The organism is Streptomyces dangxiongensis (assembly GCF_003675325.1).
GTDB classification, from domain to species: domain Bacteria; phylum Actinomycetota; class Actinomycetes; order Streptomycetales; family Streptomycetaceae; genus Streptomyces; species Streptomyces dangxiongensis.
Map to the genome: position 1 here is coordinate 3,510,598 of NZ_CP033073.1, position 13,365 is coordinate 3,523,962.

11 protein-coding genes and 1 pseudogene are annotated in these 13,365 nt (G+C 72.2%); 6 read left to right on the top strand and 6 right to left on the bottom strand.

Annotated elements, in window-relative coordinates; genetic code table 11:
* Positions 1–219 precede the first annotated feature (219 nt).
* The 6 genes from D9753_RS15595 (at position 220) to D9753_RS15620 (ending at position 5,471) form a co-directional block, all read left to right on the top strand.
* Positions 220–2,034, top strand: a complete 1,815-nt coding sequence (locus tag D9753_RS15595) for a phosphatidylglycerol lysyltransferase domain-containing protein (RefSeq protein ID WP_121787560.1) — start codon at positions 220–222, stop codon at positions 2,032–2,034.
* Positions 2,035–2,160: 126 nt separating this feature from the next.
* The gene (gene folP, locus D9753_RS15600) at positions 2,161–3,123 is read left to right on the top strand and encodes a dihydropteroate synthase (RefSeq protein ID WP_205614160.1); all 963 of its coding nucleotides are present in this window, start codon (positions 2,161–2,163) and stop codon (positions 3,121–3,123) included.
* Positions 3,120–3,656, top strand: a complete 537-nt coding sequence (locus D9753_RS15605; RefSeq protein ID WP_121787561.1) for a nuclear transport factor 2 family protein — start codon at positions 3,120–3,122, stop codon at positions 3,654–3,656. The genes folP and D9753_RS15605 overlap by 4 nt, the downstream gene beginning before the upstream one ends.
* 279 nt (positions 3,657–3,935) lie before the next feature.
* The gene (folB, locus tag D9753_RS15610; RefSeq protein WP_121787562.1) at positions 3,936–4,295 is read left to right on the top strand and encodes a dihydroneopterin aldolase; all 360 of its coding nucleotides are present in this window, start codon (positions 3,936–3,938) and stop codon (positions 4,293–4,295) included.
* Positions 4,292–4,903: a 2-amino-4-hydroxy-6-hydroxymethyldihydropteridine diphosphokinase gene (gene folK / locus D9753_RS15615; RefSeq protein WP_121787563.1), complete on the top strand. Its 612-nt coding sequence runs from the start codon at positions 4,292–4,294 to the stop codon at positions 4,901–4,903. The genes folB and folK overlap by 4 nt, the downstream gene beginning before the upstream one ends.
* Before the next feature lie 79 nt (positions 4,904–4,982).
* Positions 4,983–5,471, top strand: coding sequence for a DUF3180 domain-containing protein (locus D9753_RS15620; RefSeq protein ID WP_121787564.1), 489 nt, complete (start codon positions 4,983–4,985; stop codon positions 5,469–5,471).
* 25 nt (positions 5,472–5,496) lie between these two features.
* Here D9753_RS15620 and folE read toward each other — a convergent pair whose 3' ends face one another.
* The 6 genes and pseudogenes from folE to dacB form a co-directional block, all read right to left on the bottom strand.
* A complete protein-coding gene (gene folE / locus D9753_RS15625) occupies positions 5,497–6,102 on the bottom strand; it encodes a GTP cyclohydrolase I FolE (RefSeq protein WP_121787565.1) in 606 nt (201 codons plus the stop codon).
* Positions 6,103–6,235: 133 nt separating this feature from the next.
* Positions 6,236–8,282: pseudogene (ftsH, locus tag D9753_RS15630) on the bottom strand (ATP-dependent zinc metalloprotease FtsH).
* Positions 8,283–8,478: 196 nt separating this feature from the next.
* Positions 8,479–9,039 carry a hypoxanthine phosphoribosyltransferase gene (gene hpt, locus D9753_RS15635; RefSeq protein ID WP_121787566.1) on the bottom strand — a complete coding sequence of 187 codons (561 nt, stop codon included), beginning with the start codon at positions 9,037–9,039 and terminating at the stop codon, positions 8,479–8,481.
* A gap of 86 nt (positions 9,040–9,125) precedes the next feature.
* Complete coding sequence (tilS, locus tag D9753_RS15640) at positions 9,126–10,190, bottom strand: tRNA lysidine(34) synthetase TilS (RefSeq protein ID WP_121787567.1); 1,065 nt, start codon at positions 10,188–10,190, stop codon at positions 9,126–9,128.
* Between the two features lie 202 nt (positions 10,191–10,392).
* Positions 10,393–11,514 (bottom strand): zinc-dependent metalloprotease, encoded by a 1,122-nt coding sequence (locus D9753_RS15645; RefSeq protein WP_121787568.1) that lies wholly within the window; start codon positions 11,512–11,514, stop codon positions 10,393–10,395.
* Positions 11,515–11,723: 209 nt separating this feature from the next.
* Entirely contained in the window at positions 11,724–13,331 is a 1,608-nt protein-coding gene (gene dacB / locus D9753_RS15650; protein ID WP_240468171.1) for a D-alanyl-D-alanine carboxypeptidase/D-alanyl-D-alanine endopeptidase, read from the bottom strand.
* Positions 13,332–13,365 lie beyond the last annotated feature (34 nt).

Sequence of the window (13,365 nt, forward strand, 5' to 3'; positions counted from 1 at the left end):
TCCTGCCTGCGCTTTCCGCCCGTACCGTACCCACGCTTCTTAGCGAAGGCTTGCCCGGGGCTTTCCTTGGCCTTTGACCGGACTTTCCGGTGAGGAGTGAACCTCTCTTGCCGAGACACCGTCCTAGAGGGCGCAATGTCGCCGGATGCCCGATCGGGCCCGGGTTCAAGGTCTCTCGCAGAACTACGGGATGCGATGTCTGTCAGGATAGATGGGGAAATGTCGGGCGAGGTTCCGAGTCGATCAAGCCGGGCGCGGCGAATCCTGCGCGCCCCGCGCCCCGAGGCCGTCCCCGCTCTGGTCGGCAGGGCCGCCGCGCTGGTGGGCCTCCTGGACATTGCCGGGGGCGTGTTCCCGCGTTTCCGTCACAGCCGTATGCACGCCCTCGCCGAGGTGCTGCCAGGCTCGTTCGGGCCGTTCGCGGCGGCGCTCTCGCTGAGCGCGGGCGTGCTGTTGCTGCTGCTCGCGCACGGCCTCAAGCGGCGCAAGCGCCGGGCGTGGCGCGCGGCGGTCGCGCTGCTGCCGGCGGGAGCGGTGGCCCAGTTCGCGTACCGGCACTCGGTCGTCGGCATGCTCATCGCGGTCGTGCTGCTGGTGCCGCTGCTGCGCCACCGGAGCCAGTTCGCGGCCCTCCCGGACCCGCGCAGCAGGTGGCGAGCGGTCGCCAACTTCGTCCTGATGAGCGCCGGTTCCCTCGCTCTCGGACTGGTCATCGTCAGCGTCCACCCGGATCGGACGATCGGCGACCCGAGCCTGGCCGATCGGCTGACGCACGTCATCTACGGGCTGTTCGGCTTCGAGGGCCCGGTCGACTACCAGGGCAACACCTCCTGGACCGTCGCCTTCTCCCTCGGCGCGCTCGGCTGGATCACCGCTGTCACCACCGTCTACCTGGCCTTCCGTCCCGAACACCCGGCCGCACGCCTCACCGAGGAGGACGAGGGCAGGCTGCGCGCACTGCTGGAGAAGCACGGCCGGCGCGACTCGCTCGGCCACTTCGCGCTGCGCCGCGACAAGGCCGTCGTGTTCTCGCCGAGCGGCAAGGCCGCGGTCACCTACCGGGTCGTCTCCGGCGTGATGCTCGCCAGCGGCGACCCCATCGGTGACGTCGAGGCCTGGCCCGGCGCCATCGAACGCTTCATGGACGAGGCCAGGGCCCACTCCTGGACCCCCGCCGTGATGGGCTGCTCGGAGACGGGCGGCGAGGTGTGGACCCGCGAGACCGGCCTGGACGCCCTGGAGCTGGGCGACGAGGCGGTGGTGGACGTGGCGGATTTCTCGCTCGCCGGACGCGCGATGCGCAACGTGCGCCAGATGGTCAAGCGCATCGAGCGAGCCGGCTACGAAACCCGCGTACGGCGCATCCGTGACGTCGGCGACGCCGAACTGGAACGGCTCCGCCGCGCCGCGGAGGACTGGCGGGGCACCGACAACGAGCGCGGCTTCTCCATGGCGCTCGGCCGCATCGGCGACCCGTCCGACGGCGACTGCCTGATCGCCACCGCGCACAAGGCCGACGACGCGCCGGGCGAGTACGGCGATCTGAAGGCGATCCTGCACTTCGTGCCCTGGGGCCGGGACGGCGTCTCGCTGGACCTGATGCGCCGTGACCGCAGCGCCGACCCGGGCATGAACGAACTGCTGATCGTCGCCGCTCTCCAGGCCGCCCCGAAGCTCGGCATCGCCCGGGTCTCGCTGAACTTCGCGATGTTCCGCTCCGCCCTCGCGCGCGGGGAGAAGATCGGCGCCGGTCCGGTGCTGCGCGCCTGGCGCGGGCTGCTGGTGTTCCTCTCGCGCTGGTTCCAGATCGAGTCGCTGTACAAGTTCAACGCCAAGTTCCAGCCGCGCTGGGAGCCGCGGTTCGTGGTCTACCGGGCCTCCGGAGACCTGCCCCGCATCGGCTTCGCCGCCATGCAGGCGGAGGGCTTCGTCGACCTCGCCCTGCCGCTGCCGCGCTTCCTGCGCCGGCGCAGGACGGCCGCCCAGCGCCCGTGCGCCCACGCGATGGGCGAACGGGACGTCCGAGCGGCCTGAGCCCGGACCGGACGAACGGTGCGGCACCACGACCGGCCCGGGCGGAAGCCCCACCCCCTCCGGCACGAGGGCTTCCGCCCGGGCCGCCGCGCGTTCACGGCCCCCTGCTGGGCCTACGCTGAACGTATGAACAACCTCAGCGGGCGCGGCCGAGTGGCCGGCCTTCCGGCATGGGACCGGTGCGCGGTCATGGGGGTCGTGAACGTGACCCCCGACTCCTTCTCCGACGGCGGCCGCTGGTTCGACACGACCGTCGCCGTCAAACACGGCCTCGACCTGGTCACCGAGGGCGCGGACCTCGTCGACGTCGGCGGCGAGTCCACCCGGCCGGGCGCCACGCGCGTGGACGAGGCGGAGGAACTGCGGCGGGTCATCCCCGTGGTGCGGGGCCTCGCCTCCGAGGGCGTCGCCGTCTCGGTGGACACCATGCGCGCCTCCGTCGCCGAACGGTCCCTCGCGGCCGGCGCCGCCCTCGTCAACGACGTCAGCGGCGGCCTGGCCGATCCCGCGATGATCCCGGTGGTCGCCGACGCGGGCGCCCCCTTCGTCGTCATGCACTGGCGCGGCTTCCTCCGGGGCGGCAACACCGACGGCGTCTACGAGGACGTCGTCACCGAAGTCGTGGACGAGCTGCACGCGCGCGTGGAGGCCGTGCTGGCGGGCGGCATCGCCCCCGACCGCGTCGTCGTAGACCCCGGCCTCGGCTTCTCCAAGGAGGCCGGCCACGACCTGGCCCTCCTCGCCCACCTCGACCGCCTGCGCGCTCTCGGCCACCCCCTGCTGGTCGCCGCCTCCCGCAAGCGGTTCCTCGGCCGGGTCCTCGCCGGCCCCGAGGGCGCGCCCCCGCCGGCCCGGGAGCGCGACGCCGCCACGGCCGCCGTGTCCGCCCTCGCCGCCCAGGCGGGCGCGTGGGCGGTGCGCGTGCACGAGGTACGCGCCACCGCGGACGCCGTACGGGTGGCACGGGCCGTGGAGGGAGCGCGTACGGCGGGGACGGCGCCGGGCGTCACGGGTGAGCGCGGGGCGCCGCCGGGTACGGCGTACGCGCCGGGCGCCGAAGGCGAGCGCGGGGCGGAAGGAGACCGGTGAGCGCCCCCCATACCGATGTCGAGCAGGTCGAGGCCGCCAACACCGCCTTCTACGAGGCGCTGGAACGCGGCGACTTCGAAGAGGTCTCCTCGCTCTGGCTCGCCCCCGTCGACCTGGGCGTGGACGAGACGTACCACGACCCCGCGGACACCGGCGTCGTCTCCTGCGTGCACCCCGGCTGGCCGGTGCTCACCGGCCGCGGCGAGGTCCTCAGGTCGTACGCCCTGATCATGGCGAACACCGACTACATCCAGTTCTTCCTCACCGACGTGCACGTCTCCGTCACCGGTGACACCGCGCTCGTGACCTGCACGGAGAACATCCTCAGCGGCGGCCCCGCCCCGGAGGAGGGCGCGGAACTCGGGCCGCTGGTCGGCCAGCTCGTGGTCGCCACGAACGTGTTCCGGCGCACGCCCTCCGGCTGGAAGCTCTGGTCCCACCACGCCTCCCCCGTCCTGGCCGAGACCGACGACGACACCGACGACGACGAGAGCGTGAACGGCGTGGACCCGGGCGACGAGCCGCTCGCCTGAGCCGGCGGGGGCACGCGGCGCCCCGACCGCGGCACGCAGGAGAGCGGAGCGGGGACGGAGAGTGATTGGAAGCGTCCGCCGGGGGTAGGAGCGGCTACCAGCCGTCGGCACGGCCGGGTTCCCCCGGGGGAACATCCGGTGAACCCTCCGCGCCGCGGCCCGGACCCGTGCCCCGCGGCCCGGCTCTGTCGGTGCCCGCGGGTAGATTCGTCCCAGGCCGGTGCACCGCCCGCACGCGGTACGGACCGGCCGTTCCCGACGATTGCAGGAGTGATTCGCGTGGATCGTGTCGCGCTGCGCGGCCTGAAGGCCCGCGGGCACCACGGTGTGTTCCCCCGGGAGCGCGAGGAGGGCCAGACCTTCATCGTGGACCTGGTCCTCGGCCTGGACACCCGGCCGGCGGCGGCCGACGACGACCTGGCGAAGACCGTGCACTACGGCATCGTCGCCGAGGAGGTCGTGGCCGTGGTCGAGGGCGAGCCGGTGAACCTCATCGAGACGCTCGCCGAGCGGATCGCCCGGACCTGCCTGGAGCACGAGGGCGTCCTGGAGGTCGAGGTCTGCGTCCACAAGCCCGACGCGCCGATCACCGTCCCCTTCGACGACGTGACCGTCACCATCACCCGGAGCCGAGTATGACCCGACCTTTCCGCCAGGGTCAGAGCGACCCCACCGTCCAGCCGGTGCCCGCCTCGGTCGTCGAGCAGGTGGACGCCGCCGACACGACGCTGCACAACCCGCAGTGGGCCGTCGTCTCCATCGGCTCCAATCTCGGCAACCGCCTGGAGACCCTCCAGGGGGCCGTGGACGCCCTGGAGGACACCCCGGGCGTCCGCGTGAAGGCCGTCTCCCCGGTGTACGAGACGGAGCCGTGGGGAGTGGCGCCCGGCAGCCAGCCGTCGTACTTCAACGCCGTCGTGCTCCTGAGGACGACCCTGCCGCCGGCCTCCCTGCTGGAGCGGGCGCACGCCGTCGAGGAGGCCTTCCACCGCGTCCGGGACGAGCGCTGGGGCCCGCGCACGCTGGACGTCGACATCGTGGCCTACGCGGACGTGACCTCCGACGACCCCCAGCTCACCCTGCCCCACCCACGCGCCCACGAGCGTGCCTTCGTGCTCGCGCCCTGGCACGACGTGGACCCACAGGCACGGCTCGCCGGCCGCGGCCCGGTCGCCGATCTGCTGTCCGCCGTCACCCGTGAGGGTGTGGAACCGCGGGGGGACCTGGAACTCCGCCTGCCCGAGTAGTCGTTAAGGTCGAGACGGGTCAGGACCGAGACCACCACGACCACACACCGGGACGGTCCGGGGGAACTGAAGGGACACCGTGAGAGAGCTGCGTATCAGGGTGCTGGTCGGCGTGTTCGCCGTGGCCGCGATCCTGTCCTGGGCGGGCGCCCGCCTCTGGAACTCGGTCGGGACCCTGCCCAGCGTCCCCGTGGCCGCCCCCATCGTGCTCGCGCTGATCGCGGTGGCGCTGCTCTCCACGGCGCTCTCGCTGCGCGCCCGCCTCAGGGCCCAGCGAGAGCGCCGGCCCGGCGCCAAGGGCGTCGACCCGCTGATGGCGGCACGGGCGGTCGTCTTCGGCCAGGCCAGCGCCCTGGTGGCCGCACTCATCGCCGGGATGTACAGCGGCACGGGCGTCTTCCTGCTGGAGCTGCTGGACATCCCGGCCCGCCGCGACCAGGCGCTCTACGCCGGGTTCTCGCTCCTGGCAGGCCTCGGCGTGATAGCGGCGGCCCTGTTCCTGGAGCGGGTCTGCAAGCTCCCCGAGGACGACGACCAGAACCCCCCGGGAGCGGAACCGGCGGCCTGACGCCGGGCCCCGCCCACCGGCGTGTTCAGCGCGCCATGATGAGGCTCATCGCCTCGTTCCGGGTCGCCGCGTCCCGTAGCTGGCCGCGCACGGCGGACGTTATGGTCTTCGCGCCCGGCTTGCGGATGCCACGCATGGACATGCACATGTGCTCGCACTGGATGACCACGATGACGCCCCGCGGCTCCAGGATGGTCATCAGGGAGTCGGCGATCTGCGTGGTGAGCCGTTCCTGCACCTGCGGCCGGCGGGCGTAGACGTCCACCAGGCGGGCCAGCTTCGACAGCCCCGTGATCTTGCCGGTCTCCGACGGGATGTAGCCGACGTGGGCGACACCCCGGAACGGCACCAGGTGGTGCTCGCACGTCGAGTACACCTCGATGTCCTTCACCAGGACCATCTCGTCGTGTCCCAGGTCGAAGGTCGTCGTCAGGACGTCCTCGGGCTGCTGCCACAGACCGGCGAAGATCTCCTTGTACGCCCGCGCCACCCGTGTCGGCGTCTCCCGCAGGCCCTCGCGATCCGGGTCCTCACCGACCGCGATCAGCAGTTCCCGTACGGCGTTCTCGGCCCGCTTCTCGTCGAACTCACCGATGGGCCCCTGGCCGTCCAGCGTCACCGGGTCGGTCATCTGGGTTCCTCGTTCCTGTGCCTTGCACGCGCGTCGGGCACGCGTTCTCTCTGCGGACATACGCAAACGCCGCGCCCCCCAGGCTAGAACCTGGGGGGCGCGGCATGCATTCCGGGCCTGCCGGCCGGAACGATCAGCTCTCGGAACGGTCCTCCGGGGCCTGCTCCGTGACCGGGGCGGGCTCCGTGGCGGTGGACTTGACCGTGCTGATCGACGCCGTCGCGCCGTTCGCACCGTTCGTCAGCGCCAGCTCCTTGGGGGAGAGCACCGGCGGACGGGTGGACGGGGTGCGGCGGGAGGAGCCCGTCCAGGCGGGCCGCGGCGGGCGCCTGACGATGGTGGCGAAGATCTCGGCGATCTCCTCCTTGCCCAGGGTCTCCTTCTCCAGTAGCTGGAGAACGAGGTTGTCGAGCACGTCGCGGTTCTCGACCAGGATCTCCCAGGCCTCGTTGTGCGCGGTCTCGATGAGCTTCTTGACCTCTTCGTCGACGAGCGCGGCGACCTCTTCCGAGTAGTCGCGCTGGTGCGCCATCTCACGGCCGAGGAAGGGCTCGCTGTTGTCGCCGCCGAACTTGATCGCGCCGAGCCGCTCGGTCATGCCGTACTGCGTGACCATCGCGCGGGCCAGGTTGGTGGCCTTCTCGATGTCGTTCGCGGCGCCGGTGGTCGGGTCGTGGAAGACCAGTTCCTCGGCCGCGCGGCCGCCCAGCATGTAGGCGAGCTGGTCGAGCATCTCGTTGCGGGTGGTCGAGTACCTGTCCTCGTCCGGCAGGACCATCGTGTAGCCGAGGGCACGGCCGCGGGACAAGATCGTGATCTTGTGGACCGGGTCGGAGTTCGGCGAAGCCGCCGCGACCAGGGCGTGACCGCCCTCGTGGTACGCGGTGATCTTCTTCTCCTTGTCCGACATGATCCGGGTCCGCTTCTGCGGGCCCGCGACCACGCGGTCGATGGCCTCGTCCAGCGCCGCGTTGTCGACCAGCTTCTGGTCACCGCGGGCGGTGAGCAGCGCGGCCTCGTTCAGCACGTTGGCGAGGTCGGCACCGGTCATGCCCGGCGTACGGCGGGCGACCGCGGCCAGGTCGACGTCGGGCGCGACCGGCTTGCCCTTCTGGTGGACCTTGAGGATCTCCAGACGGCCCTGGAGGTCCGGCGGGTCGACCGCGATCTGGCGGTCGAAGCGGCCGGGGCGCAGGAGGGCCGGGTCGAGGATGTCCGGACGGTTGGTGGCGGCGATCAGGATGACGCCGCCCTTGACGTCGAAGCCGTCCATCTCGACCAGCAACTGGTTCAGGGTCTGCTCGCGCTCGTCGTGACCGCCGCCGAGGCCGGCGCCGCGGTGACGGCCGACCGCGTCGATCTCGTCGACGAAGACGATCGCCGGAGCGTTCGCCTTGGCCTGCTCGAACAGGTCACGCACACGGGAGGCACCGACACCGACGAACATCTCGACGAAGTCGGAACCGGAGATCGAGTAGAAGGGGACGCCCGCCTCGCCGGCGACGGCGCGCGCGAGCAGGGTCTTGCCGGTACCCGGGGGCGGCCGTACAGCAGCACACCCTTGGGGATCTTGGCGCCCACGGCCTGGAACTTGGCCGGCTCCTGGAGGAACTCCTTGATCTCCTGGAGCTCCTCGACGGCCTCGTCACAGCCGGCGACGTCGGAGAAGGTCGTCTTCGGGGTGTCCTTGGTGACGAGTTTCGCCTTGGACTTGCCGAAGTTCATGACCCGCGAGCCGCCACCCTGCATCTGATTCATCAGGAACAGGAAGATGATCGCGATGAGGACCAGGGGGAGCATGAAGGAGATCTCAGGATCCCGACGAACGGGTTCTGCTTGGACGGCGAGACGGTGTAGCCGTCCGTGATCTGCTTGTCCTGGTACTTGGTCTGGAGCGTGCCGGCGATGGCCACGCCCTGGTCGCCGATGTAGCTCGCCTGGATCTTCGAGCTGCCCTGGACCTTGTAGCCGTCCTTGAGGGTGACCTTGATGCTCTGCTCGTCACCGGTGGTGAGCTTGGCCGACTCGACCTTGTTTGCGTTGATCGCCGCCACGACCTGGCCGGTGTCCACCGTCTTGTAGCCGCCGGACGAGCCGACGACCTGCATCAACACGACCACGGCAAGGACGGCCAGCACGATCCACATGACCGGCCCACGGAAGTATCGCTTCACGTCCATCCATACGGAGCGGTGCCGCCCCGTCCCTCCTGCCATAGTGAGTTTGATAAGACAGTTCTTCTGACGGTACCCCAGCATTGTTGCCCGAAGCCGCACGGAGCCGCTTCGACGGCCGGGAAAACCCGTCTCTGCAAGCTTCAACGGCGCAGGACCCGCTGGGGTTCCCGATCATCCCGCCGGGCTTGGGCCGACTGGCTCAGCCGCCGTAGACGTGGGGCGCGAGCGTGCCGACGAACGGCAGGTTGCGGTACTTCTCGGCGTAGTCGAGGCCGTAGCCGACGACGAACTCGTTCGGGATGTCGAAGCCGGCCCACTCCACGTCGATGGCGACCTTGGCGGCGTCCGGCTTGCGCAGCAGCGTGCACACCTTCAGCGAGGCGGGCTCGCGGGATCCCAGGTTGTTGATCAGCCAGGACAGGGTCAGGCCGGAGTCGATGATGTCCTCGACGATCAGGACGTGCCGGCCCTTGATGTCGGTGTCGAGGTCCTTGAGGATGCGGACGACACCGGAGGACTGGGTGCCCGCCCCGTAGGAGGACACGGCCATCCAGTCCATGGTGACGGGGGTGGACAGCGCTCGGGCGAGGTCGGCCATGACCATCACCGCGCCCTTGAGGACGCCCACGATCAGCAGGTCTTTGCCCGCGTACTCCGCGTCGATCTTCGCGGCCAGTTCGCCCAGCTTCGCGTCGATCTCTTCTTTGGTGATGAGCACCTGCTGAAGGTCGGCACCCATGTCTTTCGCGTCCACCCGCATCACTTTCGGTCGTCCCGCACTTACGGCCGCATGCACGGCCACCGGCTGGCCGGCCCGCCGGAGGATCGCTCCGGGAGAGGCCGGTTTCAGCCTTGCCGAATCACCAGTCTGCCACCCTGGCGCTGGGCGACGACTCTGCCCGGGAGATTGATGGCCCCCTGGCCGCGCCAGCCGGTGATCAGGCGGTCGACTTCCTCGATGTGGCGGGCGAACAGCGAACCGGCCGGGGCGCCGGCCTCGATGGCCGCGCGGCGCAGGATCCGGCGGCGTACGGCGGGCGGGAGGGCGTAGAGCTTGGCGCACTCCAGCAGTCCCGCCGCGTCCCGCACGGCGGCCTCGGCCTGGCCGGCCCAGGCGTCGAGGGCGTCGGCGTCGTCGCGGGACAGTTGGGCGGTGCGGGCGAGCGCCTCCACGACCCCTTTGCCGAGGGCCTTCTCCAGGGCGGGCAGGCCTTCGTGCCGGAGCCGGGAGCGGGTGTAGGCGGGGTCGGCGTTGTGCGGGTCGTCCCAGACGGGGAGGGACTGGACCATGCAGGCCTTGCGGGCGGTCTGCCGGTCGAGGTGCAGGAAGGGCCGCCGGTAACGGCCGCCGGCCCCCGAGACCGCGGCCATCCCGGACAGGGAGCGGATGCCGGAACCGCGGGCGAGGCCCAGCAGGACGGTCTCGGCCTGGTCGTCGCGGGTGTGGCCGAGCAGGACCGCGGTGGCGCCGTGGCGTTCGGCGGCGGCGTCGAGGGCGGCGTAGCGGGCGTCGCGGGCGGCGGCTTCGGGCCCGCCCTCACGGCCGACGGTCACGGCGACGCGGTCGACCGGGCCGAGGCCCAGCCCGCGCAGGCGCAGGGCGACCTCGTCGGCGCGCAGTCCCGATCCGGGCTGGAGGCCGTGGTCCACGGTGACCCCGCCGGCGCGGATGCCGAGTCTGGGCGCCTCGAAGGCGAGGGCGGAGGCGAGTGCCATGGAGTCGGCGCCGCCGGAGCACGCGACGAGGACGAGCGGGGAGGGGGGCCGCTCGGCCGTCCGGCCGGTCCGCTCGCGCTCGCCGGGGGCCTGCCGGCCGGAGTGCGCGCCGGAGGTCTGGTGGTCGTTCAGGATGTCGTGGAGGACGCGGCGAACCGCCAGGCGTATCGCCGCGACCGCAGGATGGGGACCCATGTCCGGTTCCCTTCATGAAGTTTTCCGGGGGTGAGCCCGAGCCGTCACACAGAGTGTGTAGATGGTGACAGAAGCGGGTCGTTCCCTGAGCATTGCACGCCTACGCATGGCCCACGGTCCCTCGGACGGGTGATTGAAGGGGCGATCCCCTGCCGTCGGCCGGATTCGTCTCACGACGCCCGGGCGCGGATCACGACTCGGCCTAGCGGTGCACCCGGGTGACCCAGTCGGCGGGCCGGGCGATCTCGGCCTTGGTGGGCAGGGTGTTGGGCGAGGTCCACACGCGGTTGAAGCCGTCGACGCCGACCTGGTCGACCACGGCCCGGACGAACCGTTCGCCGTCCCGGTACTGCTTGAGTTTGGCATCCAGACCCAGCAGCTTGCGCAGGGCGAGGTCCAGCCGCGAGGCGCCCTTCGCGCGGCGCTGCTGGAACTTCTCGCGGATCTCGGAGACGGTCGGTACGACGCTGGGTCCGACGCCGTCCATGACGTAGTCGGCGTGGCCCTCCAGCAAGGACATCACGGCGGTCAGGCGGCCGAGGATCTCCCGCTGGGCGGGAGTCTGCACCAGTTCCACGAAGGAGCGTCCGCCGTCCTCCTCCTCGGCCTCGGGACGGCCGCCGACCAGGGACTGGGCGGCTTCCCGGATGCGCTCCAGGAAGGTCATCGGGTCCACGTCGGTCTCCGCCAAGAACGACTGGATTTCGCCCTCCAGGTGGTCACGGAGCCAGGGCACGGCCGTGAACTGCGTGCGGTGGGTCTCCTCGTGCAGGCACACCCACAGCCGGAAGTCGTGCGGCTCCACGTCGAGTTCGCGCTCCACGTGGACGATGTTGGGCGCGACGAGCAGCAGCCGGCCGCCGCCGTTCGCGCCCGCCGGGAGGTCCTGGGCGGCGGGGGCGAAGGTCTCGTACTGGCCGAGGACGCGGGAGGACAGGAACGACAGGAGCATGCCGAGTTCCACGCCGGTGACCTTGCCGCCGACGGTGCCGAGGACCGCGCCGCCCGGGAGGCCGCCACGCCGTTCCTGCATCTTCTCCAGGAGCGGTTTGAGGATCTCCCGGAAGCCGGCGACGTTGGCGCGGACCCAGCCGGGGCGGTCCACCACGAGGACGGGGGTGTCGTGGATCTCCCCGGTGCCCATCCGGGTGAAGCCCCGGACGTGCTCCTCCGAGGCCTTCGCGTGCCGGCGCAGCTCCGCGACGACCGACCGGGCCTCGTCGCGGCTGACGTCGGGGCCCGGTCGTACGAGCCGTGTCGCGGTCGCCACCGCGAGGTTCCAGTCGACCATCCCGGGAGATGCGGTGCCACCGAAGCCAGTCATGCGTCAACCGTACGTGAGCGGCCCCCGTTGGGGCAGGCCGTGGCGGCCGGCGGGACCACGGGCGGGCGCGGAGCCGCGGCGGAACCGTACGGCCGGCCCGCGCGTGCCGTGACGACAACGCGGTGGAGCGACGCCGCGGAGGTGCGCGCGTGCCCCGCGACCCCGGCAGGACCCGGACGACGGGCCCTGCCCGCAGCCGACGACGGGCCCTACCCGCAGCCGCAGCCCGCGAGTGCCGTCGCCGCGGCGTCCAGGGCCGACTGGGCCTGCGGCGGGTCGGCCGTGTGCGAGGCCAGGAAGGCGAAGGCTAGGAGGCGGCCGTCCTTGTCGACGACCGTGCCGGCGAGGGTGTTCACGCCGGTCAGGGTGCCGGTCTTGGCGCGTACGACTCCGGCCGCGCCGTCGGTGTAGCGGGTGCTCAGGGTGCCGGTGAAGCCGGCGACGGGCAGGCCGGTGAGGACGGGGCGGAGGCCGGGCCGGGCCGGGTCGCCCGCCTTTACCAGGAGCGCCGTGAGGAGGTCCGCCGTCAGCCGGTCGGCGCGGTCGAGGCCGCTGCCGTCGTGGAAGGCGGCCCCGGACATGGGCAGGCCGAGCTTGCGGAGCTGGGTGGCGACCGCCCGGGCGCCGCCGGCGAAGCTCGCGGGGTCGCCGCCGGCGAGGGCGGTCCGGCGGGCCAGGGCCTCGGCGATGTCGTTGTCGCTGTTGGTGAGCATGCGCTCGACCAGGGCGGACAGCGGGGGCGAGGAGACGGTGGCGAGGGTCTGCGCGCGCGTGCTGGCCTTGGACGGGCCGGGGGACGTGGTGGTGATGCCGGCGTCCTTGAGGAAGCCCGCGAACTTCGCCGCCGCGTCCGCCGCCGGGTCGCTCACGCGGGGCGCCGGCCCGCTGTCGGAGCCGTCCGCGCGGCCCTCGTCGGCGGCCAGGGCGCTGACCGGGGCGAGGTTGTCGTTGACGCCGATGGGGTGCAGGGCGGGGCCGGTGTAGAGGGTGGTGTCGTACGAGAGGGTGATCTCGTGGATGCCGCGCCGGCCCAGGGCCTTCGCGGTGTCGGCGGCCAGCGTGCGCAGGTCGGCCCATTCGCCGCCGGCCTTCGGGTGTGCGGTCAGGGTGGGGTCGCCGCCGCCGACGAGGACGAGTTCCCGGGTGTCCGGTTCGAAGGCGGCGCGGGTGGTGAGGCGGTGGTCGGGGCCGAGGGCGGACAGGGCGGCGACGGCGGTGGCGATCTTGGTGGTGGAGGCGGGGGTGAGGGCCTTGCCCACGCCGGTGCCGTACAGGCGGGTGCCGGTCGCGACGTCGACGACGGCCGCCGCGCGGTCGTCGCCGAGCGCGGGGGCGGCCATGAGCGGTTCCAGGACGTCCGGGAGGGCTTTGCCGCCCGAGGGGGCCTTCCGGGTGCCGACGGCGCCCCCGGTGCCGCCCAGGCCCGTCAGGACGGGCGCGGCGCTCGGCGCGGGCCGGGGCGCCGCCCCCGCCGCCGTACCGGAGCGACCGTGATCTGCGCCACCTGATCCCTCCAGGGCGGCGGCGCGGTCCTCCTCGGCCGTACGCTGACCGTTGGCGTCCCAGGGACCGGCCACGGTCACCACGCCGGCGGCCAGCACCAGGCCGGCGGTGGCGGCGCCCGCGGTGTACTGCCAGGTTCTGACGGTCCGCGGACGGGAGAGGTGCGCAGGCCCGACCCGCACGGCCTTCGTCAGCCGCGCGATCCGCGGCCCGGCGGCCGTCGCGGCGCGCGCCAGACGGGGTCGTACGGCGTTCGCGATCCGCGCCACCTGCGGTCTCGCGGCCCGCCAAGGCCTCAGTACTGGCACGACCACCAGCCCCTTTCGCGATCACACACCTGCGTGAGGG